Source organism: Spirosoma utsteinense, assembly GCF_014282275.1.
Classification (GTDB): Bacteria; Bacteroidota; Bacteroidia; order Cytophagales; family Spirosomataceae; genus Spirosoma; species Spirosoma utsteinense.
Genome location: NZ_VFIA01000044.1, coordinates 1 through 22,410 on the forward strand (window position 1 = coordinate 1; position 22,410 = coordinate 22,410).

A 22,410-nucleotide genomic window follows, 5' to 3' on the forward strand; every position below is an offset into this window, starting at 1 on the left:
CCAGCGCCAGCTCAGCCTGAGCTGGCAGGCCAACACCCCCTGGTCCAACCAGAACCAGACCCACGACCTCTACCGCAGCCGCTCGGGACCCAACGGGCCCTTTAACCTCATCGCCCGGGTGCCCGTCACCACCCCGGCCTCCTTCACCTACGTCGATACGGGCGAGGACCGCGTGCTGACCGACGGTAACACGAGTGGGGTGCTGTCGGCCGATTCGAGCTACTGCTACCGGGTGATGACCCGCGGTCAGTACCCCCCCACCGACCCCCGCCTGGCCAGCCTGGGCCTGCTCACCAACTACTCCCAGATCCAGTGCGCCACCCCCACCGACACCGCCCGGCCCTGCCCCCCCCAGCTCGGACTCGACAGCCTCGACTGTGCCAGTTTGAGCGCCGAGAGCCTCTGCAACCAGACCAGCTTCACCAACAACCTCCGCTGGACACCCACCGGCGGACCCACCTGTGACCCCAACGTGGTGGGTTACAACCTCTACTTTAGTCGCTACGCGGGCGACTCGCTGCGCCTGCTCACCCGGGTGCCCACCCCCACCACCAGCTTCGCCCACGCCAGCCTGACGACGGTGGCGGGCTGCTACTACGTGACGGCCCTCAGCGCCCGGGGCCTCGAGAGCCGCCCCTCCAACACGGTCTGCAACCAGGCCTGTCCCCAGTTTGCCCTGCCCAACGTGTTTACCCCCAACGGGGACGGCAAGAACGATCTCTTCACCCCCCTGCGGTGCCCGGCCTTCGTCGAGCAGGTGGAGTTCATCGTCTACAACCGGTGGGGGGCCAAGGTCTACCAGAGCACGGGGGCGAGTCTGGCCTGGGACGGGCGCAGCAGCGCGGGGGCGGAGCTACCCAGCGGCTTGTACTACTATCAGGCCAGTGTGCGCTTCGGGCTGCTCGAGCGCAACGCCCCGCCCCTGGTGGTCAAGGGCTGGGTCCAGATCCTGCGCGAAACCGTCAGCCAGCAGTAGCCTGTACCGGTGTTCTGTACGTAGCTGAATTACCGGTTATAGAAAACACGATAGCGGGGATAGGCCAATAGGGTCTGTCCCCGCTATTATGTTGAGCCTATCATGCAACTACCTCTTTCTCCAGTGTGACCAAAGCCGCTTTGGTGAATGGTACCCGATTAGAAGCAGGTAGGACTGGGTCAAGTAATACCGTCCATTTCGCTGAACGATCAGATTGCAGTCGAACGCAAGTTGGTTGAAATACTCATTTTTAGCCTGATACAATGTCTGCCACTGATCGGTAATATCAGCTTCGTGAGTCGATTCGGGCGGAGAGGAAAGTACCAGGCGCTTGTCGATCGTATAGCGATCAGGAATCCGGCGAACTGTCCGAGCGACGTTGAGCGCAAAAGCAACAATATTGGGGGTAAGTGTACCACCCTGATGCGTAAAGAGCTGATGCTGAAGCGACAGAATTTGCATGACCCGGGGGGTTGCGGTACGGGTCATAAAGGCATATTGCCGCATAAACCAAAGTGGTCCCAGCGCATGCCGTAAATAGCGCATCGTTAGTTTAAACCCAACCCGTCGTTGTGCCTGCGTTGTATGCTGGAACGCCAGCCCGCCATATAAAAACGAAATAGGCCGACGCGAGAAGGGGGTCTTCAACCGGTATTTATTGAACGACTGAAAACCAATGAGCTGGCCCATAGCTGTTCTGGCCATCAATACAGTCGGGTTGTGGCTAAAATGAGCTTCTTCCAGATAGCCATCATCCATCGGAAATCCCGTTGCTCTGACAAGAGCATAGAGTTCACGGATGGTATCGGGCGATAGCTCGCTGGCCTCTTGCAGTGTCAGACGAATAGCAGCCATTCGGGGACGGATTCTTACCATCGGTAAAAACAAAAAACGCCTGCCCGAAAGCAAGCGTTTTTTATTGGGCGTACTCTTTTTTACTTCATGTTGTGGTACACCATCTGCACGTCATCGTCTTCTTCGATGCGCTCGATCAGCTTCTCTACGTCGGCAACTTCCTCGTCGGTCAGTTCTTTATAATCATTGGGAATTCGTTCGAATTCGGCCTGTTTGATCTCGAATCCCTTTTCTTCAAGAAATTTCTGTACCGACCCAAAGGCCGTAAACTCGCCATAAATAATGTACTGATTGGCTTCGTCATCGAATTCAAGCTCGTCGCCCCCCACGTCGATCAGTTCCAGTTCAAGCTCGTCGGGGTCGACGCCTTCGGCCGGAATACGGAACACCGATTTACGGTCGAACATAAAGTCGAGCATCCCCTGTGTGCCAAGGCTACCGCCCAGCTTGTTGAGGTAACTGCGGACGTTGGCAACGGTTCGGTTGTGGTTATCGGTGGCGGTTTCGATGACGAGCGCTATACCATGCGGGGCGTAGGCTTCGTATACGATCTCTTTATAGTCCTCCTGCTCTTTGGACGACGCTTTTTTTATGGCCCGATCTACGTTTTCCTTCGGCATGTTGGCCGCTTTGGCGTTCTGGATGATAGCCCGCAGCCGACCGTTCGTGTCGGGGTCGGGACCACCGCCTTTAACCGCCATAACGATGTCTTTACCAATACGGGTAAAGGTTTTGGCCATCTGGCCCCACCGCTTCATTTTCCGCGCTTTCCGGTATTCAAACGCTCTTCCCATTGTGTACGAATTTAACGCAGCGATCAGGCAGGTCAGCAGAGGGGACAACCGTGTGGGTGCTCTCCGAAATGCCTTTTCTACCCTGCGTTTACAAGTTTAGTAGTTAGTTCTTCAAAATCAATAATCTCCTGACCGCGTAGCAGGTCGGCCAGCGTATCGCGCTGGCGAATCAGGTAGGCTGTCTCTTCATAAACCAGCACCTCGGCTGGTCGAAACCGGGCGTTGTACGTCGATGTCATGCTGAAGCCATAGGCACCGGCATTCTCGAACGAGAGCACATCATCGGGCCGAACTTCGGGCAGTGGCCGATCTGTAGCAAAGGTATCGGTCTCGCAAATGTAGCCGACAACGGTATAGGTATGCTCGGGCCCCTGCGGGTTCGAAATGTTTTTTATGTCGTGGTAGGCGTCATACATCATGGGCCGGATCAGGTGGTTCAATCCCGAATCGACGGCTACGAACGTACGCGACGGGTTTTCCTTGACGATGTTGGTTTTCACCAGCAAATGCCCGCACTCGCTGACCAGGAATTTACCCGGCTCGAACCACAGTTCAAGGTCGCGGCCATACTGGTGGCAAAACCGCTGAAAGGCATCAGACACCTTAGCGCCCAGGTCAACAATGTCAGTAACGTGATCACCGTCTTTGTAGGCCACTTTGAAGCCGCTGCCAAAGTCGATGAACCGGAGATTCGGGTAATCGGTCGCGAGATCGAACAGCACCTCTGCACCTTTCAGAAACGCATTGGCATTTTTGAAATCCGAACCCGTATGAATATGCAGACCAACGACCGGAATCTGGTAGCGCTCTGCCAGCGCCCGGATAGCGGACCGTTGCAGAATCGAGATACCGAATTTGGAATCGGCATGACCGGTCGAAATTTTGATGTTGCCCCCCTCGGCGATGTGCGGATTGATCCGGATGCTGACCGACACCGAGCTGCCGTACGTCTGCCCGACCCATTCGAGCAATGGCAGACTATCGACGTTCAGTTGCAGGCCCAGATCGACGGCCTCACGAATTTCATCGAACGATACGCCACTGGGGGTGAACATGATCTGCTCGGGTTCGAACCCGGCCAGCATACCCATACGGGCTTCGTTGACCGATACTGAATCCATCTCTACCCCCTGCTGCCGCATAAGCTTGAGGATAGACACATTGGTCAGCGCTTTGGCTGCGTATTTGATTTTCAGGTTGACACCCGAAAATGAAGAGCGGAGCAAGCCGATTTTTTCGATAATTTTGTCGGCATCGTATACGTACAGCGGCAGGCCGAACTGATCGGCAATAGCGAGGACGTCGACACCCTGAATGCGGTAACCCTGGTCTGACAGTTGCATAACTCGGAAAAACGAACCGCAAAATTACGCCATCTTTCCCCCATGACCAAAATTCACCCGGTTCTCTTGTGGCTACTGATCGCCAGCCCGTTTTTTTGTTCCGGTCAGACACCCAAATCGCCCAAACCACCTGCCTCTTCCCTTCAGTCTGGTCCTATGGTAGGGTATTCGGACATGCGGGAGGTCATGCTCTGGGCGCAGACCAACCGACCCGCCCGCGTGCAAATCCGGTACCGGGATCAGGCCAACCCGACAAAGGCACATCTGACCAACGAGGTGCTGACAGATCGGAAAGCGGCTTTTACGGCCCACCTGCTCGCCGATCAGGTGGAACCCGGAAAAAAGTACACGTACGAACTGTTGCTAGAGGGCCGTCCGGTGAGCCTGCCCTACCCGACACAGTTCCAAACCCAAAGCCTGTGGCAGTTCCGAACCGATCCCCCGGCGTTTCGGTTCGGCGTCGGAAGCTGCACCTACGTGGGCGAGGCTGAATACGACCGGCCCGGCAAACCGTACGGAGCCGGTTACGAAATTTTTACGGCCCTGGCGGCTCAGAAGCCTGATTTTATGCTCTGGACAGGTGACAATACTTACACCCGGGAAGCCGACTGGAACAGCCGGACGGGCGTACTGAAACGGTATACCCACACGCGTTCACTACCCGAAATGCAGCCACTGCTGGCCAACGCTCATAACTATGCCATCTGGGACGACCACGACTACGGGCCCGACGACTCCGACCGCAGCTACTGGCTCAAAAGCACAACCCTCGATGCGTTCAAGCTATTCTGGGCCAATCCGAATTTCATCTTCGACGAAGGTTGTACCGGAACATTTACCTGGAACGACTGCCAGTTTTTCCTGATGGACGACCGGACCTTCCGGGCACCCGACAACATGCCCGATGGCCCCGGAAAAACGTACTATGGAGAGAAGCAGATGCAATGGCTGATGGACGCCCTAACGACAAGCAAGGCAACGTTCAAATTCATTATTACGGGTGGACAGATCGTCAACCCGGCCAAGGTAGTCGAAAATTACTCGATTTATGGCACCGAACGCGACCGCCTGTTCAACGCCCTCGCCGAAGCTAAAATACCCGGTTTGCTATTCATCACCGGCGACCGCCACCACACAATTTTCCATAAGCTCGACCGCGCCGGAACGTATCCCCTTCATGACCTGACCATTTCGCCCCTTACCTCGGGGCCTGCCAAACCACTCGCCGAAGAGCTTGCCCAACCTACCTACGTAGATGGTACGCTTGTCACAGACCGAAACTTCGGTATACTCAGCGTGAGCGGCCCCCTGACCGACCGCGTCTTATCCATTCAGTTTTACGACCAGAAAGGAGTCGAGCGCTGGAGTAGGCAACTGAAAGCGAGCGAATTGAAGTAAGTAGCCAAACCCTGCCAGTGGGCGCAAACCCTGCCAGTGGCCGAAGGCCCTGGTAGTGGTTGAGCCAAAAAAATCAACCACCCTAATTCATAATCAACCACTACCAGGGCCTTCGGCCACTGGCAGGGTTTTAAACCAACGCGATGACCATTCAAACCTTCCCCGATTACGACGAGTTGTCGCAACACACCGCCGGGCATATGGCGGCCCTTATCAATCAGAAGCCGGATGCGCTGTTGTGTCTGGCCTCCGGCGATACGCCCACCGGAGCTTTCCACCGGTTTGTGGCACTGGTCAAGGCGGGTCAAGTCGATGTAAGCCGCTGTACGTTCGTTGGGCTGGACGAGTGGGTCGGGTTTGGGCCGGACGATGCGGGCAGTTGTTCCAACTACGTTTATCGCGACTTATTCCGGCCCCTTGGTCTCCGCGATGATCAGGTTCACACCTTCGATGCCAAAGCCAATGACCTTACCGCCGAGTGTGCCCGTATGGATGCGCTGATCGACGGCCGGGGCGGGCTGGATTTGCTCCTTGTGGGCATGGGTATGAACGGTCATGTTGCCCTCAATGAACCCGGCACACCCTTTACCAACGGCTGTCATGTGGTCGAACTGGCTGAAAGCACCATAACCGTCGGCCAAAAATACTTCGACAAAGAAACCGTCCTCACCCAGGGCATCACACTCGGCCTGCGCCATCTGACCGGGGCAAAAGACGTTATTCTGCTCGTTAGCGGGGCAAAAAAAGCCGCCACACTTCATAGCGCCCTGAAAGGTCCTGTTACAGAGCAGGTACCTGCCAGCATCGTTCAGACGCGGCCCAACGTGCGGGTCTGGATCGATGCCGACGCAGGTAATTTACTCTAGAATTGCTTAGTTAGGGATCGACAACGCTGGCAAGTTGAACGAACGTTGCCAGCGTCAACCGTTTACCTGCGCCATCTACATGACCCAAACCCCTACCCTGCCCACCCGCCATACTGAGATTCTCGCGGGTATCTCCACCTTTCTGGCAACGATGTACATCATCATTGTCAACCCGGCCATTCTTAGCCAGGCGGGATTACCTTTTAGCGGTGTGCTGACGGCCACGATTCTGCTATCATTTTTTTGCAGCCTGATGATGGGGCTCTATGCCCGCAACCCGATTGTGGTGGCACCGGGCATGGGCCTGAACGCTTTTTTTACGTTCACGGCCGTCAAAGGAATGGGTATTCAGCCCGAGGTGGCCCTGGGCGCGGTTTTCTGGGCGGGCATACTGTTCCTGCTGCTTTCGCTGCTCAACGTCCGGTCGGCCATTGTCCGGATCATTCCGCTGCCCTTGCGGTACGCCGTTTCGGCCGGTATTGGACTGTTTATTACCCTTATTGGCTTTGAGAACGCGAAGTTTATCGTGGCCAATCCCGCTACCCTGGTTAGCATTGCTCCCTTCAGCGACCCCATTGTTCTGACGTTTGTCTTTGGCCTGCTGCTTACGGCGGTACTGGTCGTGCGCAACGTGCCGGGGGCCATTATCATTGGCATCGTACTGACGACACTGGCAGCCTGGCCCATTGGCCGGTACTGGGGCGATGCCTCGGTCGTGAACTTCGGGCAGAAGACGCTGGTAAACTTTCAGGGTATTCTGGCGGCTCCGGATTTCAGTTTGATCGGTAAGCTGGACCTCATGGGTTCGCTGAAATGGGCCTTATGGCCGGTCATTTTCGCCTTTGCCTTTACCGACCTCTTCGACAGCCTGTCGACGTTCGTGGGGGTAGCCGAAGCGGGCGGCCTGCAAACGCCCGATGGTGAACCTCGCAATCTAAAGCAGTCGCTACTGACCGATGCCGTGGCTACCACACTGGCTGGTCTCCTTGGCACCAGTCCGGGCACCGCCTATATCGAGTCGGCGGTGGGGATTGCGCAGGGAGGGCGAACGGGTCTGACCGCCATTGTGGCGGGCTGCTGTTTTTTGCCGTTCTTGTTTCTGTCGCCCCTGCTGTCGATCATTCCGGCGATTGCAACAGCCCCCGCGCTGGTGCTGGTGGGCGCGTTCATGATGAAGCCCATTACGCGCATCGACTGGGGGCAGTTAGACGACGCGCTACCCGCTTTTCTGGCCCTCGTGCTGATTCCCTTCAGCTATTCGATTACGCAGGGACTGATCTGGGGATTTCTGTCCTGGACCGTGATTAAAGTAGCGGTGGGCAAAGGCCGTGAGGTACCTCTGGGCCTGTGGATCGTCGACATTTTTTGTCTGCTGGCCCTGTTTGCCGGACACTGACTCGGGTTCGTTGGACAATCCCAAGCCATTTCTTCACCCTGCCCTGCCTCCACCGCCTAATCGCTCAGAAAGTTCTATTATTGTTGCATGAAATACGTCGTCTTCCTGCTGCTCATTGCTCAGTCTACCTTCGCCCAACGTTACAAAGCCCAACCCATCACCGGTTTGTTGGGCGCGTTCGGGGCTGAAGTAGCGCTGGTTAAGCAGTCCCTTCAAAAACCAAAAACCGTACTTGTCGACGGTGTTACCTTCACAACCGGCCGCATCGGCAAACAGCGGGTCGTGGTGGCCGAAACCGGCATTGGGAAAGTGAACGCAGCCATGACCACCGCCCTGATGCTCGATCATTTTCGGCCCCGGCGGATTCTGTTCACGGGCATTGCCGGCGGTACCAACCCCGATCTTCAGCCGGGCGATATCGTCATTGCCCGTCAAACGATTCACCACGATTATCAGTCCATCACCTTTGATCAGAAGCCAACGATTCAAACGCGGAATGGCGTTACCGGGCAGATGAACCCGGCCTATTTCCCAGCCGATTCGCTCATGCTGATTCAGGCTCAAACCGTAGCCCGTACTGTGGCTTTTGAGCCAATCCCCATCACCACCCGCCCGCCAACGGTGGTAACGGGCACGGTCGTAACGGGTGACCAGTTTATCTCTTCGTCGCAGAAAGTGGCCCAGCTACGGAAGGACTTCAACGCTGATGCGACCGAAATGGAGGGCGCAGCAGTAGCGCAGGTTTGCCACCAGATTCAGGTTCCACTCCTCGTCATCCGGAGCCTGAGCGACCGGGCCGACGACAATGCCCGTCGCGATATGCTATCATTTTACGAAACAGCGGCCCGAAATTCAGCCAAGCTAGTGATTGCCCTTGTGCAAAGCTTTTAGGTATTTTTCGGATTCTCCGGGTGCCTGACCAACTGGGCACCTCCCCCTTTACTCGGAAAAGAGTTCATTTTCTGACAAACGGCCGATTTTTTTTGTTCACAAAAGGCTACCACACGATTAGCCCGCTGGCTTACTCCTGCATGCTCAATACGACGAACAATACTCATCTCTCTTCTTCAAATCCTTTCCATTCCTTCTGGTGGGCTGGTTTTGAATGCACTGACCAACTGAACTGCTTTGGGAACCGGGTCGATTTTTTACCCCTGACCGGTCACCTCGCTCTATTGAAAGAGGATTATGAACACCTTGGCCCCTTCAACATCCGCACCGTACGGGAAGGTATTCGCTGGAGCCAGGTCGAAACAAGAGCTTATCAGTACGATTGGCGCGTGGTCGAGACGATGATGACAGAAGGGCACCGGCAGGGTATTCAGCAGGTGTGGGATTTGTGCCATTTCGGCTATCCCGACGATCTGACGCCTTTGCACCCTATGTTTGCCCGTCGGTTTGCGGCTCTGTGTCGGGCATTTGTTCACTTCTACCGCGACCAGTATCCCAACGATACCCTCATCGTCACGCCTATCAATGAGGTCAGCTTTATGTCGTGGCTGGGTGGCGATGCCTGCGGTACGTCGCCTTACTGCACGAAACAGGGCTGGGAAGTGAAAGTCGGACTGATGCGTGCTTATATCGAGGGCGTAGCGGCCATGCGTGAAATCGACCCTACGATCCGGATTCTGACGACCGAACCACTGATACAGATCGTCCCTCCGCTGGATGCCACTGAACGGCAGATTATCGATGCCGCCATTGCCGACGAAAATCAGTTCCAGTCGGTCGATATGCTGGCGGGCTATCTATCGCCGGAACTGGGCGGCTCACCGGATTTTCTCGACATCCTCGGCTTCAACTATTATTATAACAACCAGTGGGCACTAGGCAATCATATCTTCCTACCCTGGAACGACCCCGTACCTGACCCTCGCTGGGTACCTTTTCGGCAGTTGCTCACAAAAGCTTACCGGCGCTACAACCGGCCCATTGCCCTGACCGAAACCAGTCACCCCGGCATCGACCGGCCACAATGGATCGACATGATCGGGCGCGAGTGTGCGGCCGTTGTCGCATCGGGGGTCCCCTTATGGGGCGTTTGCCTGTACCCGATCGTAGACCGTCCTGACTGGGACCACACCGATTACTGGCATCATTCCGGCCTGTGGGATGCCGACCTGACGGTCAACCCACCCGGTCGTGTCCTGTACCAGCCCTACGCCGATTCGCTGCTACGGGCGCAGCAGGCGGTTGCTCAGGCGATACCCGAACTGGTTTACCCTTAAGTACGGCCCGAAGTCCCCATTGGCGGGCTTCGGGCTTTTTCTTATTGCGGGTACAACGGTCAGAACGCGGTTGGGGTCAGCCTAAAAACGATCGTTGTATGAAACAAGCAGTTACTATCTGTCTTCTTCTGCTTTTGTTGCAAACCAGCTGCCAGGACAACAACCCCGTAGCCAATCACATACTGGACTTCAAGGCATTTCAGATTGAAGCTCCGGATACGTGGCGGATTATTCCCAGCGTGGGTTACGATTCGCAGGTAGGTTCTCTTACCGACGGAAGAGATGCCCTGTCATACGACTACGGCTGGTATTCGTATACGCTCAAGGACGAAACATCGGCAACGCACCTGCGAACGATGACGACCATCGATGGACGACCGGCGCTGATTGTTCGCCCGAAGAAAAAGGGGCAGGGTGTTATTGGTCTGTATATTACGGATGACCAGAACCGTCTGAGCCTGATAGGCCATGACATCCGGGATGAGACAACCATACTTAAGCTGTTCAACTCGGTCAAGTTTCGCTAACGAAAACGTCAGTTAGGCCCCTATAGGTACAGCGGTGCCATCTTTTGCCAGTCGTCGGCCTGGTGAGCCCGGCCGTTCCAGACATGAAGCTCATGCGCTACGTTTTTGGCCTGTAAAGCATCGCTCAGGGCCCGGTTGCTATCCAGAAAGGGATCTTCGGCACCAATCGTCATCACAATCTGCAGTCGGCGGAGTTGGCTTAGCGTGTCCTCGTCGTTGAGGTTGGGCAGGAAGTGGTTGGGATTGTTGAAGTAGATATCGTCATCGTAATAATCATCGAACAACCCCCGAAACTCGGCAACGGGTGCCGAAAGATCATATCGACCGCTGAAGGCAACCACTTTGCCAAACCACTGCGGGTGCCGGAAGGCAATGTTGAGCGCGTGGTAAGCGCCAAGACTACAGCCGTGGGAGATCATAAACGGCTGCGGATTTTTCATTCGCGAAAGCGGCAGCACTTCGTTGAGAATATACTGCTCATACTGGCCATGTCGCCGGATGCGGTCGCAGGGAGGAACGGCCCGGTTGTAAATGCTTTCCTGATCGACACTATCCACGCAGAACAGCTGTAGCCATCCCTGCTCGATCTGATCGGCCAGGGCGGCCACCAGTCCCAGCTCTTCGTACTCATAAAACCGGCCACGTCGGGTTGGAAAAACCAACACCCGGGCACCGGCATGGCCGAAGATGAGCATTTCCATATCGCGGTCCAGGTTGAGGCTAAACCATTTGTGATACTCACGGTGCATAACAGTAGCGGAAAACACCGGCGAAATTGCAGCCTTTATTGTTACTGCCTTCGCTTAGCTGATGAACAAATCATTAAAATATAGCAGGGTGCTGCTGTAAAGTCTGCTTCCACACCCCATACCCCGCTGGACGTAGATGAAGTCCATCGTTTTCGAAGAACTCCTGACGTGGCCGACCGGTGGCATCGAGCAACGGGTTTGTTACATCGATAACCTGATAACCTGGCAACCGGCTAATTTCATGCGCAATAAGCTCGTTTGTCTGCCTGATCTTCGGGGCAATTTCCCAGCGGGCCGGACTGATTTTTATACTCAGAAATGAAAGGGGCACACCCGGGAGATGCTGCTGCATCTTTTGGGTAAAGGTGTTGAAAAACAGGCATACTTCTTCCGGATGCCGACCGTCGCCGAGGTCATTATCACCGGCATAAAAAATCACCGATTTTGGCGCTGTCGGTACAACGATCCGTTCAAAAAACCAGGCACAGGCTGCCAGCGTTGACCCGCCAAAACCCAGATTAAGCGAATTTACAGCGGGAAAATCAGTTTCCAGTGTCGTCCAGAGCCGGATGGATGAACTACCATAGAATACGACCTTCCCTAGAGTGGGCCGTCCTAGATTGGGCTGATCAGCCAGTATGCCATTCGGTGAGGCATTTAACGTTTTGAGTTTGGTTTCAAGTTGATGAATATCGTCTTCGTACCAGAGCATTCCAGTTATTACTTTGTTTATACAAATTGGGCCGCGTTGCCGACCTATAAGACAACAGAACCCGGTCCAATGATTCAGGAATCGACTTTTTTTTCGTTATATCTTATTGAACAGCCGGTTGCTGAAGCGCCAGACCGATATGGGCGAGGTGATGACGGGCGTGCCAGACACCAATGGACAAAGCCTGCTCCAGCGATAGATCTCGCTGCCGTACGGGATGGTAATACACACGCTTCCAGTCGGCTTCATCCAGGGTTTCACAGAGGTGGGCCCATCGCTGGTGAATGCCTTCCAGGATCAGGAGCGAGCCATGGACCGGCGCGGTCTGGTATTCTGCCATGGCAGCCCAGGCGTTCACGTTCCCGAAAACGCCCACTGTTTTCTCCGTTTCTGCCAGTGTTTGTTTGACGCGGAAGAAATGCCAGTGGTGGGTATCCGCTATATGATGGACCAGCTGCCGAACCGTCCAGCTACCCGGTCGGTATGACCGCGCTAACGGCTCGTCGGTCAGTGATTCGGTCGCTTGACGATACAGGGCGGGCAACGCCCGCAGCTGATTGATGAGGGTATAGCGTTCACCGGGGGTATAGGTATCCTGGCCCGCCCAGAGACCAATCGGGTACTGCCGGGCATCGGTAAGTGCAGGGGTAGTCATGGCAAGAAACAGCTTATTACGATCGTGACCGGGTATATCTATTGACTTAGCGATTACTGCTGGCTGGCTCTGTCTTCGTTGCCTGCTCCGTCGCGCGACTCGCCATCCACTTTCGAATGATCCCCGCCAGTGGCCTGAACTCGATCAAAAACCCATCATGGCCATACAACGAGTCGATCTCTTCGTACGCGGCATCTGAAATATGACGGGCCAGAAACTGCTGCTCAGTGGGCGGAAACAGCAGATCGGAGCGGATACCGACAACCAGCGTCCTGGCTTTGATCCGACCGAGGGCATTCGGGATGCTACCCCGGTTACGACCGACATTATGCGAGTCCATCACTTTCGATAACACCCAGTATGTGAAGGCATTAAACCGTTCGGCTAGTTTCTCTCCCTGATAGCGCTGATAGCCAGCGGCTTTGAAATCATTGGTTTGCTCGTTATTGTCCAGCGCCTGCGTGAAACCATAGGTATCATAGTTACGGTAGGAGATCATGGCCATAGCACGGGCGGCTTTCATACCAGCCACACCGGCATCATCGCTTTTATTGCGCCAGGTCGGGTCGGCTTCGATGGCCATCCGCTGGGCTTCGTTGAAGGCAATGCACCAGGGTGAGGCTACGGCGCTGGCCGCGATCACGATAAGATGTTGAATCAGATCGGGCTGCAAAATAGCCCATTCTACAGCCTGCTCCCCGCCAACCGACCCACCAATGCAGGTATGAATGGATTCGATACCCAACTCCTGCCGCAGCAGATCGAGGGCTGCCACCATATCCCGGATCGTGACCGCCGGAAAATCGTGGTAAAATGGTTCGCCGGTTGCCGGATTGACCGATAGCGGCCCCGTAGAGCCATAGCAGGAGCCGATTACATTGGCGCAGACGATAAAGTTTTGTTCGGGGCTATCCGCTCCCGAATCGAAGTATTTACCCGGCCCTACCATACCGCCCCACCAGTCGCCGACGTCGGCATTACCGGTCAGGGCATGGCATATCCACACAACCCTCGACTGTTCGTTCAGGGTGCCATAGGTGGTATAAGCAAGCCGGAAGCCTGCCAGATTCTCGCCCGACTCAAGCGGAAACGAGTATTTATAATCGAAGTACTGAAGGTTCAAACCTGGGTACATTTTAAGCGTCTGGCAGGCTACGCTGAATTGGCTCAGCCTGCCAGACACCTATACACTTAAACACTAAACAGCAACCGGCGTATCGATCTGACTCGGTTCGGCAATCTGGGCGAAGGCCTGTTCAAAGTCAGCTTTGATATCATCGAGGTATTCAATCCCGGCCGAAATACGCAACAGCCCCGGCTCTACACCGGCGCTGGCCTGGTCCAGTTCGCTAAGCTGCTGGTGGGTTGTTGAAGCCGGGTGAATGATGAGCGTTTTCGAGTCACCAACATTGGCCAGGTGGCTTACCAGCTTCAGGCTGTTCACAAACCGGTCGGCGGCCTCTTTACCTCCTTTCACTTTGAACGTGAATACGCCACCAAAACCGCGTTTGAGGTATTTCTTTGCCAGCTCATGGTAGCGGCTGCTTGCCAGGCCGGGGTAGTTCACAAGCTCCACCTGCTCGTGAGATTCGAGCCACTGCGCCAGGGCGAGGGCGTTCTGAACGGTACGGTCTACCCGCAGCGACAGTGTTTCCAGGCCCTGTAACAGCAGGAACGAGTTGAACGGACTGATAGCTGGTCCCCAGTCACGCAGCCCCTCCACCCGGGCCCGTATGATAAACTGAATATTGCCGAGGGGGCTGTCTACGCCGAATACATCGCTGAACACCATACCCTGGTACCCTTCCGATGGCTCGCTGAACTGCGGGTATTTGCCATTGCCCCAGTTGTAGTTACCACCGTCGACGATGACACCGCCAATGCTGGTGCCATGACCGCCAATCCATTTCGTTGCCGACTCAACCACCACAGCCGCTCCATGTTCGAGCGGCCGGAACAGGTAACCACCCGCCCCGAAAGTATTGTCGACGATGAGCGGCAGATCGTGTTGTTTTGCAACGGCTGCGATAGCCTCGAAATCAGGCACATTAAAACCGGGATTGCCGATCGTTTCCAGATAGATAGCCTTTGTCTTCCCGTCGATCAGTTTCCCGAAGGATTCCGCATCGTCGCCATTGGCAAAGCGCGCTTCGATACCCAGCCGCCTGAACGACACCTTGAACTGATTGTAGGTGCCACCGTAGAGGAACGAGGTGGTCACGAAATTATCGCCCGCGCTCAGAATATTGGTGAGGGCGATAAACTGAGCGGCCTGCCCCGAGGCCACCGCCAGAGCCGCTACCCCCCCTTCCAGAGCCGCCACGCGCTTTTCAAACACGTCGGAGGTGGGGTTCATGATGCGGCTATAAATATTGCCGAAAGCCTTCAGGGCGAACAGATCTGCCCCATGGGCCGAGTCGTTGAAAACGAACGAAGTTGTTTGATAGATAGGGACGGCCCTCGCGTTGGTGGTGGGGTCAACCTCCTGACCAGCGTGCAGTTGCAGCGTGTCGAAATGATGTTGGTTAGCCATAGTTTGTACTGGTTTATGCAAAGGTTTAGGAACAGCAGGACCGGGTATCAGTCAGTAGCGTAGCCGCCAGCGGTAAGCGGCAGGACTACCGTAGACCGGGCGAATTTTCTGGAGCGCACGACAAAACCACTCCCGGTTTCGGTGCAGTAGGTGAGTGGTGCTTAGCAGGCCCGTACGGGCATACAGCGTCTTTTGTAGAGCATGTTCGTTACCGATTTATAGTCCCTAATTACCCGCTAACGCGGTTACTATAGGCAGGAGTTAGCACCTTGCCGAGTGGTAGGTTGCCAGCGGTTTATAGAGCCTGATCTCTCCCCGCTTCTTTATAAATCAATCTGCGCCGGTAAGTAGAAATGGGGCGCGTACCAATTGACTTGATGGTGCAAGTATATAGCCCAAATGACGGGAAACCAAACCCAGTCGATTTTTTATGGCCGTTCGCTTATTTTAATAGCTTCTTTTTCGGACTGTGTGCGATAAGTCCCAAGCTTGTTTACTTTTGCAACAAGACACTGTTGCCCCATGAATCAGACCTACCGATACAATCGCGAACAAGCCACCCGAGTAGCCGGGGTGACCTCCCTCAAAGACGCCATCGGAAAGCTGTTAAAGCACTACCAGCTACAGAGCCGTTTCAACGAAACCTACCTCGAAGCATTCTGGGGACGCATGATGGGGAATGCCATTGCCTCCCGCACCAACCGGATCTACGTCCGCGACCGTAAGCTTCATATCGAGATCACATCGGCTCCGCTTCGCAACGAACTTGTCAATGCCAAGCAGAAGCTCATTCATGTTGTCAATAAAGACATGGGGACCGAGGTGATCGACGACGTTATTTTCATTTAACCTCCCGACGCCGTTCAGAACTGAATCAGCAGGTTCCGGCGCTCCTGTTGCATCGTTAGCGGCTCCGTTACAAAGCGGGCATTCAGCCCCAGCCGTTTACACATTCCCATCCAGACCGCTTCGGGTATAATCAGGAACCCGTTCTTTTTGCGTACCTCGTAGTAGGACGAGAACCGCAGGCGGAACAACAGCTTCAGCATGGACAGGAGTTGTCCCTGCCGTAATGACCGCCCCATAATACTGAGTATGTCTTTCAGCATACTTTCCTCCACGATCAGATCACAGATCAGCGCTTTGGCACCGGGGGCGGCTACTTTTTTGATTGCGGCCAGTAACGTTTCAACTTCGGCCGCATTACGGTAGTACTGTACCACGCTCATGACGACAATGATATCGAACTGTTGTCCGGCCACCGGGCTGAAGTTCAAATAATCGTCGGCAGACAGGGTGTGGAAATGAACGTTCGGATGGTGTGCGTGCTTGGCCCGGGCTATGGCGTTGTATCGTTCGGAGATGTCCAGACCGTGGATTTCGGCTACCCGGTTGTGCCAGGCATCTTCCAGATTACCCGGCCCCGAACCAATATCGAGTACGGTACGGGCCATCGATAAGGGGATAAACTGTTCAACCCGGGCCAGAAAATAAGCGTAGTTGGCTGACATCGAGTCGTCGAATTCATTTTCTTTCTGCCAGAAGTCGAGCCAGGTCGCTGTCATAAGGTATTGTGTAAGTGAATGGGAAGTTGATTTGTTTGGTCAGTTGCTTCACAGGCTGACAACTGCCTGCGGCTGGGGTTTGTCAACGGGGTTCGTCGTGTGCATCAGTACCAGTATACGGAACCAGATCAGTACGCAGGGCAGTGCTTTCAAGGCATAAGGCCGGGTAAGCTGATCGCGCAGAAAAGCCGGAAAAAAATCGCTTGGCGATAAAACGGTCAGGACAAAACAACTTACCAGCAGTACGCGGTCAAGGGTAGTCTGGGGACAGTAGAACCACCAGCATAGCACGCCTGTAACGGCCGTAATATAGGTCGCCGATTCAGAGACCGGATTGAAGATCACCTGAAATATCAGCACCGACGCCAGCATCAGCATTCGGAACGACCGTTCGCCAAACTTCCTGATATGGATATACACCGTGCAGAACAGCACGATACCGGCACCAACAATGAGGCTGGTCGGGATATCGGGCGAGATAGACAGGTGAATCAGTTTATGGATGGATGTATTGGCCCATTTATCATGGTCCGATTTAATGAGCAACTGCCGGATCCACATTTCATACTGCCAGTACAGTCGGGCGGGGGGCGTAAACAGCAGCGGCAGCAGCCCCAGCACTACGCCCCAGAAAAGCGTGTACGCTAAAAACCGGACCTTTTGCGGGTATAACAGAAATAAGGCCCCCGCAACGATGCTGTAAATTTTGATATCGAACCCTACCACAATGAAGAAAGCGGCCCACAACGGCTGACGCTTTTCGAAACTGATAAAGGCAAACAGGGGAATGGCCGCAATGAGCGGATTTGTCTGGCTATTGGTCAGGGCCGTCAACATCTCCTGCAACCCAAACCAGTAGAAGAACACCTTTTGCCGATGCGTCAGCGGCATTTTATAAACCGCTAACACCCACAGGCCCGCAAACAGAAAATGCCATAGAAACAGGCCTACCGAATAAGGCAGCGCGAAAACAGGGGCAAACAAAGCCGCGAAAGTGGGCGCATAGTGATAATGATCACTGTATTGGGCTGGATAAACGTCATACAGGCTGACACCGGCAATCAGGTGCTTCAGCGAGTAATAGAATATACTGTAGTTGTTGGAACCGAATACAAAAACGGTTTTGATACTGGCAATGAGAGCAATGAGACCATAAAGGCCAACAATAAGCCGATAATCGCTGAACAGCGGTTTTCTAAAAAATGATACCATCAGAGTAGGACATGTAGCGATCAGGAAGGACGATTGAGGCTGGATTAGCCGACAGGCAGTTGTTGAACGAACTCATCCATGGTGCCAAATTCACCCTGTGGCTTTAAATACCGGAGCAACGCTTCTACCCGGTCGAGCAGCTGGTCGCGGGAGTGTCGGCGAACATAAGCGGGGATGCCGGTATAGGAAGATAGATCGGTGAACTCCCACGGATGGACGTAAAGATTCAGGAACCCATCGGCCTGCAGGGTTTGCCGGCATAGCTGTTTGTAGTAGCTGAAGGGAAAGTTTTTCAGGCTAAGCCAGAACAGCGGCAACCGCAGCGTGGGCGTTACCGACGCGGGCACCTGCCAAACGCCTGACTCGCGAAAAGGGTGCCGGGGCTCACCCCAATGGTTGTAGCGACCGGGTAGCCAGGTTGGATGCAACGACGAATTATATTGATAACCGGCCTGCTGAACATCGACCGGGTCAACAAAACCCATTCGCGCCCGCCGGAAACCGGTCACAGGTTTGCCAAGGAGTTTTTCGAGTGCCAGCCGGGAAGACAGTAAATCGGCCGGCTCGAACGTTGTATGGTAAAAGCCGTGCGACGCTATTTCGTGATGGCGAGCCAGATCCCGAATAAGGTCCGGCTCATGGAGCGCGTAATTTGCCGTGGTAAAAAGCGTCGTTCGGGCACCAACTACGTCGAAGCGCTCAGCCAGCAGGCGCAGGCCGCGGGTTGAGACGGCAATTTGCTCGCTCAGTGAAATAGCGTGTCCAAATTCGACTGCGGTGTCGAATTCCTCTACGTCAACGGTGAATAAAATAGTTCTTTTTCGGTCGGGGCTTGCCATGTTGTTACGGTCTCCTCAATCTCACTCGTGTCGCCAATAATGTAGGCGGGTCGGCCTTTTACTTCGACAAATGTTTTACCCAGATACACACCAATGATGCCGATCATAATGAACTGTACCCCGCCGATAAGCGCCATAAGCACAACCAACGTTGTCCATCCCGATACGGTAGCATTGGTAAAAAAATACTCGTACAACACTTCTGCCCCGAACAGCGTAGCGAACAGCGACATACAAAAGCCGAGCAATACAGACAGGTACAGGGGGCGGGTAGAAAATGACGTGATGCCCATGGCAGCCAGTTTCAGCATTTTCTGAAACGAATATTTCGAATGGCCCGCATAACGTGCGGCAGGCTTATACAGCATACGGCACTGCCGGAAGCCAACCCACGAGATAGCCCCACGCAGGAACAGGTCGTTTTCCTTAAATTGATTGATGGTATCGACCACCTTACGGTCGAGCAGGCGAAAATCAGCTGCTCCATCTTCAATATCCAGGTTCGAAACAGAGCGCAGCAGGCTGTAGAACGTCTTCGACGTAGTACGCTTGAACCACGACAGGGACGGATCAGCTTGTCGAATGGTGTAAACAACTTCAAACCCGTCTCGCCATTTCTGGATCAGCGTCGGAATCAGTTCGGGCGGATGCTGAAGGTCGGCATCGAGGCAGATAACCGCATCGCCACGGGCATTGTCGTAACCCGCCCGCAACGCCATCTGGTGGCCAAAATTACGGGAGAACGACAAAAAGCGGACAACAGGATAAGCCACGCTCAACTGCCTCAGCACATACCGGGATTGGTCGGTGCTGCCATCGTCGATGATCAGAATCTCATAGTTACCGAAAGGCTGCATAATGGCCATCAATCGATGAACCAGAACGGGCAGATTCTCCTCTTCGTTGAAAGCGGGCACAATCAAACTGATCATACCCTGGTGCGACTTCATACGATCTATAGGGACAACGGAGCGTTACGGGCGACTCCCAAATTTTCGGCTAAATTAAGTATATCTACTTAAGCGCGCATTCACCATTGAATTAAAGTTGCCTTAAACTTGTCCTGTACTGAATGACAACCCGTACGCCCGTGAAAGCAAAACCACTTCATGCTACCCGTGTTCCTCTACCGGATAAGTTGAAAAACAGCGATAGTGAACTCGTACATCAGGAAGAGTTACGGCAGGATGTGGGCTTCGGCACCCGGTTTACTGATCCCTACAGCCGGCTTATCAATAAAGACGGCAGTTTCAACATCAACCGCGTTAACGAGTCGTTCTGGGATCGGCTGAACCTGTATAACCGGCTTATTACCATGAACTGGGTTTATTTTCTGGGCTGGATACTGTTGTTCTACCTGGCCGAGAATATCCTTTTCGCTACTATATACGTTCTGGCCGGGGCCGAGAACCTGGTCGGCACCAACGATGCCATGTTTCACGGTGCTTTCTGGAAAGCCTTTTTCTTCAGCGCCCAAACCCTCACCACCGTGGGGTATGGTCATATTGTACCCAATAGTTTTCTGACCAGTGCCATCGCAGCCTTCGAATCGATGCTGGGCTTACTCGCTTTTGCGCTCTCGACGGGTTTACTGTACGGTCGGTTCTCGCGACCGGTTGCCCACATACGTTTTTCCAAACAGGCAGTCGTTGCGCCTTATCTGGATGTCAATGGCTGGATGTTCCGGATCATCAACGAGCGCAGCAATCAGTTAATTGACGTTCAGGTGGAAGTGTCGCTGTCGCGGCTCGAAACCAAGCCCGACGGAACGCCCTATCGCCGGTACTATGGGCTGAACCTGGAGCGTACCCAGGTTACCTTCTTTCCCAACAACTGGACGCTGGTTCATCCAATTACCAGCGAGAGCCCGCTCTACGGTTGTACGGCCGGGGACCTGTCCAGGTCCGACGCCGAGTTTCTGATTCTGGTGCGAGCGACAGACGATACCTTTGCGCAGGTGGTTCATTGCCGGTATTCGTACCGGTACGACGAGATACAGTGGAACCGTAAATTCGGAATTATGACCAATGAAAATCAGGCCGGTAACATATCGGTCGATCTGAATAAACTGGATAATACGGAGCCCGCAACGCTCAATTGACCAGCAACCAATCACTGAATAATGGGCCTGTCGTTGTACATTGGCCGTTTATTAGGATATTTCAGCTGTCTATTCGTCGTCTGTTCAATGACTTTTCCTCCTTTTCTGAAACCCGGTGATACAGTAGGCGTCGTGTCGCCAGCCAGTTGGTTTCCCTATGACGAACTGACCGAAGGCCTGCGTATCCTGCGCAACGACTGGCACCTAAACGTCATCGAAGGCGATAGTGTGCGGGCCGTAGATGGACCTTTTGCCGGTTCCGACGACCTGCGCCGGGCCGATCTGCAACGGTTGTTCGATGATCCGGCCGTACGGGCGGTGTTTACGACACGCGGAGGCTACGGCTGCTACCGTATTGCGGACGACCTCGACCTGACGGGCCTGATCGCCAACCCAAAATGGCTGATCGGGTTCAGCGACGTAACCATGCTTCTCAGCCTGCTTTATGTCAACGATGTGGGTAGTCTCCACGGGCTTATGCTTCGCCAGTTTGGCCAGCCGAACCGGGCCGAATCACAGGAATCAGTCCGGCAATGGCTATTTGGCGAAATCCCGGACCGGTATACTGTAGCGGCCCACCCCTGCAATCGCCCGGGCCAGGCCACAGGACCACTTATAGGCGGTAACCTGACTCTGCTGATCAACTCCATTGGTACCTCTACCGATGTCGATTTCTCCGGGGCTGTTCTGTTTATCGAGGATATTGACGAAACACTTTTTTCTCTCGACCGGATGATGACGCAGTTACGCCGATCCGGCCGACTGGCCCAACTGGCGGGACTGGTTGTCGGCCAGTTCACTGATATGCGCAGCAATCCATCATTACCTTTTGGGAAAGATGCGGCTGGTATAATCGCCGATGCCGTAGCGGCCTACTCGTATCCAGTGCTTTTTGATTTTCCGGCTGGCCATGTCGAGTATAACCTGGCCCTGCCCATTGGCAGGCGCGTTGGCATTTCGGTTGGGAAGGAATTCGGAGAAATGCAGTTCGCTACTGATGGGTAACGTCACCGTTTGCCGGCACGGAACGGTGGTACGGCTCTGCCAATGCGTTTGATGAAGGATTGGCCCTTTACGCCTGTATGTCCGGGCTTGATGCCTGCCGCAAATGGGCTGTTGTGTTGGGGGAGCAGTCTGGTCTGCACACCAGCCGGGTTTCAATTCTGGTTAGGGAAACGGTGCGTTTACCCGTTAGAGCTTGGCCAATTCTTTTTGCTGGCGCTCTCGTATGAACTCTCGCCTTAATTGATAGAGGTTTATCACCTCATCAATTTCCCGCTCCTGACTAACCAGTGTAGCCATTCGTTCAGCAATAGTCAGGTGATCTGCCTGGGTGAGGAAGGTCTGATGCTCAACTTCTAATTTCTCGATTGCCTGACTTTCCTGCTTATAATGCTCTTTCCATTCCTGGACATGGCTTCGAAGCAGGTAGAGCCAGTTCGATTCTTCCTCCGTAGGAGTCGTACCGACTGGTTCAGCACGATCGTTACTTTCTATGTGTGTTGCTAACAGATTCATTGAGTCGTTGTTATTCCAACTTCACATTATGAAAACCCTTTTTTTGAAAGCTTACTATAACCGCATATTAAAGGCCTTTCACATGATAGGACTATCAATAAACAAAGAAGTCACAAATAAGCGCCAGTATTTGCCGAAAACAC

The 22,410-nt window shown here is 54.2% G+C and carries 23 protein-coding genes and 1 riboswitch; of the genes, 10 read left to right on the forward strand and 13 right to left on the reverse strand.

The window, feature by feature from the left end; genetic code table 11:
• Positions 1–976 (forward strand): T9SS type B sorting domain-containing protein (locus tag FH603_RS23575; RefSeq protein ID WP_186740825.1); only part of this gene is annotated, 976 nt, incomplete at its 5' end.
• A gap of 108 nt (positions 977–1,084) precedes the next feature.
• On the opposite strand, the gene FH603_RS23580 is transcribed toward FH603_RS23575, so the two are convergent.
• The 3 genes from FH603_RS23580 to lysA all read right to left on the reverse strand — a co-directional run bounded on the left by FH603_RS23580 (position 1,085) and on the right by lysA (position 3,968).
• The gene (locus FH603_RS23580; RefSeq protein WP_186740827.1) at positions 1,085–1,831 is read right to left on the reverse strand and encodes a hypothetical protein; all 747 of its coding nucleotides are present in this window, start codon (positions 1,829–1,831) and stop codon (positions 1,085–1,087) included.
• An 80-nt stretch (positions 1,832–1,911) separates the two neighbouring features.
• On the reverse strand, positions 1,912–2,625 hold the full coding sequence (locus tag FH603_RS23585; RefSeq protein ID WP_186740829.1) for a YebC/PmpR family DNA-binding transcriptional regulator: 714 nt from the start codon (positions 2,623–2,625) through the stop codon (positions 1,912–1,914).
• A gap of 77 nt (positions 2,626–2,702) precedes the next feature.
• Positions 2,703–3,968 carry a diaminopimelate decarboxylase gene (gene lysA / locus FH603_RS23590; protein WP_186740831.1) on the reverse strand — a complete coding sequence of 422 codons (1,266 nt, stop codon included), beginning with the start codon at positions 3,966–3,968 and terminating at the stop codon, positions 2,703–2,705.
• Between the two features lie 42 nt (positions 3,969–4,010).
• Here lysA and FH603_RS23595 point away from each other — a divergent pair, with 42 nt between their 5' ends.
• The 6 genes from FH603_RS23595 to FH603_RS23620 all read left to right on the forward strand — a co-directional run bounded on the left by FH603_RS23595 (position 4,011) and on the right by FH603_RS23620 (position 10,383).
• Positions 4,011–5,366, forward strand: coding sequence for an alkaline phosphatase D family protein (locus FH603_RS23595; protein WP_186740833.1), 1,356 nt, complete (start codon positions 4,011–4,013; stop codon positions 5,364–5,366).
• Between the two features lie 143 nt (positions 5,367–5,509).
• Positions 5,510–6,232, forward strand: a complete 723-nt coding sequence (locus FH603_RS23600; RefSeq protein ID WP_186740835.1) for a 6-phosphogluconolactonase — start codon at positions 5,510–5,512, stop codon at positions 6,230–6,232.
• 79 nt (positions 6,233–6,311) lie between these two features.
• Positions 6,312–7,628, forward strand: a complete 1,317-nt coding sequence (locus tag FH603_RS23605; RefSeq protein WP_186740895.1) for an NCS2 family permease — start codon at positions 6,312–6,314, stop codon at positions 7,626–7,628.
• Between the two features lie 87 nt (positions 7,629–7,715).
• Positions 7,716–8,519, forward strand: coding sequence for a 5'-methylthioadenosine/adenosylhomocysteine nucleosidase (locus FH603_RS23610; protein WP_186740837.1), 804 nt, complete (start codon positions 7,716–7,718; stop codon positions 8,517–8,519).
• Positions 8,520–8,659: 140 nt separating this feature from the next.
• A complete protein-coding gene (locus FH603_RS23615) occupies positions 8,660–9,856 on the forward strand; it encodes an amine oxidase (RefSeq protein ID WP_186740898.1) in 1,197 nt (398 codons plus the stop codon).
• 98 nt (positions 9,857–9,954) lie between these two features.
• Positions 9,955–10,383 (forward strand): hypothetical protein, encoded by a 429-nt coding sequence (locus tag FH603_RS23620; protein WP_186740840.1) that lies wholly within the window; start codon positions 9,955–9,957, stop codon positions 10,381–10,383.
• A gap of 20 nt (positions 10,384–10,403) precedes the next feature.
• Here FH603_RS23620 and FH603_RS23625 read toward each other — a convergent pair whose 3' ends face one another.
• The 5 genes from FH603_RS23625 to FH603_RS23645 all read right to left on the reverse strand — a co-directional run bounded on the left by FH603_RS23625 (position 10,404) and on the right by FH603_RS23645 (position 15,032).
• Positions 10,404–11,132 (reverse strand): esterase family protein, encoded by a 729-nt coding sequence (locus FH603_RS23625; RefSeq protein ID WP_186740842.1) that lies wholly within the window; start codon positions 11,130–11,132, stop codon positions 10,404–10,406.
• 73 nt (positions 11,133–11,205) lie between these two features.
• Positions 11,206–11,844, reverse strand: a complete 639-nt coding sequence (locus tag FH603_RS23630; RefSeq protein ID WP_186740844.1) for a GDSL-type esterase/lipase family protein — start codon at positions 11,842–11,844, stop codon at positions 11,206–11,208.
• A gap of 103 nt (positions 11,845–11,947) precedes the next feature.
• Positions 11,948–12,499, reverse strand: coding sequence for a YfiT family bacillithiol transferase (locus FH603_RS23635; protein WP_186740846.1), 552 nt, complete (start codon positions 12,497–12,499; stop codon positions 11,948–11,950).
• Positions 12,500–12,545: 46 nt separating this feature from the next.
• Entirely contained in the window at positions 12,546–13,622 is a 1,077-nt protein-coding gene (locus tag FH603_RS23640; RefSeq protein ID WP_186740848.1) for a homoserine O-acetyltransferase family protein, read from the reverse strand.
• A gap of 75 nt (positions 13,623–13,697) precedes the next feature.
• Entirely contained in the window at positions 13,698–15,032 is a 1,335-nt protein-coding gene (locus FH603_RS23645) for an O-acetylhomoserine aminocarboxypropyltransferase/cysteine synthase family protein (RefSeq protein ID WP_186740850.1), read from the reverse strand.
• Positions 15,033–15,245: 213 nt separating this feature from the next.
• A riboswitch (SAM riboswitch) is annotated at positions 15,246–15,364 on the reverse strand.
• Positions 15,365–15,554: 190 nt separating this feature from the next.
• On the opposite strand from FH603_RS23645, the gene FH603_RS23650 reads away from it, so the two are divergent.
• A complete protein-coding gene (locus tag FH603_RS23650; RefSeq protein ID WP_186740852.1) occupies positions 15,555–15,881 on the forward strand; it encodes a DciA family protein in 327 nt (108 codons plus the stop codon).
• Between the two features lie 14 nt (positions 15,882–15,895).
• On the opposite strand, the gene FH603_RS23655 is transcribed toward FH603_RS23650, so the two are convergent.
• Genes FH603_RS23655 through FH603_RS23670 form a run of 4 tightly spaced genes read right to left on the reverse strand, consistent with a single transcriptional unit; the run spans position 15,896 to position 19,598 of the window.
• A complete protein-coding gene (locus tag FH603_RS23655; RefSeq protein ID WP_186740854.1) occupies positions 15,896–16,597 on the reverse strand; it encodes a class I SAM-dependent methyltransferase in 702 nt (233 codons plus the stop codon).
• Between the two features lie 48 nt (positions 16,598–16,645).
• The gene (locus tag FH603_RS23660; protein ID WP_186740856.1) at positions 16,646–17,809 is read right to left on the reverse strand and encodes a glycosyltransferase family 87 protein; all 1,164 of its coding nucleotides are present in this window, start codon (positions 17,807–17,809) and stop codon (positions 16,646–16,648) included.
• A 44-nt stretch (positions 17,810–17,853) separates the two neighbouring features.
• A complete protein-coding gene (locus FH603_RS23665) occupies positions 17,854–18,648 on the reverse strand; it encodes a polysaccharide deacetylase family protein (RefSeq protein WP_186740858.1) in 795 nt (264 codons plus the stop codon).
• Positions 18,600–19,598: a glycosyltransferase family 2 protein gene (locus tag FH603_RS23670; RefSeq protein WP_186740860.1), complete on the reverse strand. Its 999-nt coding sequence runs from the start codon at positions 19,596–19,598 to the stop codon at positions 18,600–18,602. Before FH603_RS23670 ends, FH603_RS23665 begins: the two co-directional genes overlap by 49 nt.
• Positions 19,599–19,720: 122 nt before the next feature.
• Here FH603_RS23670 and FH603_RS23675 point away from each other — a divergent pair, with 122 nt between their 5' ends.
• Together FH603_RS23675 and FH603_RS23680 are read left to right on the forward strand one after the other, a co-directional pair.
• The gene (locus FH603_RS23675; protein ID WP_186740862.1) at positions 19,721–20,749 is read left to right on the forward strand and encodes an ion channel; all 1,029 of its coding nucleotides are present in this window, start codon (positions 19,721–19,723) and stop codon (positions 20,747–20,749) included.
• Positions 20,750–20,836: 87 nt separating this feature from the next.
• Positions 20,837–21,754, forward strand: a complete 918-nt coding sequence (locus FH603_RS23680) for a S66 peptidase family protein (RefSeq protein ID WP_186740864.1) — start codon at positions 20,837–20,839, stop codon at positions 21,752–21,754.
• Positions 21,755–21,940: 186 nt separating this feature from the next.
• Here the strand turns inward: FH603_RS23680 and FH603_RS23685 are convergent, their stop codons facing one another.
• Complete coding sequence (locus FH603_RS23685; protein WP_186740866.1) at positions 21,941–22,267, reverse strand: hypothetical protein; 327 nt, start codon at positions 22,265–22,267, stop codon at positions 21,941–21,943.
• Positions 22,268–22,410 lie beyond the last annotated feature (143 nt).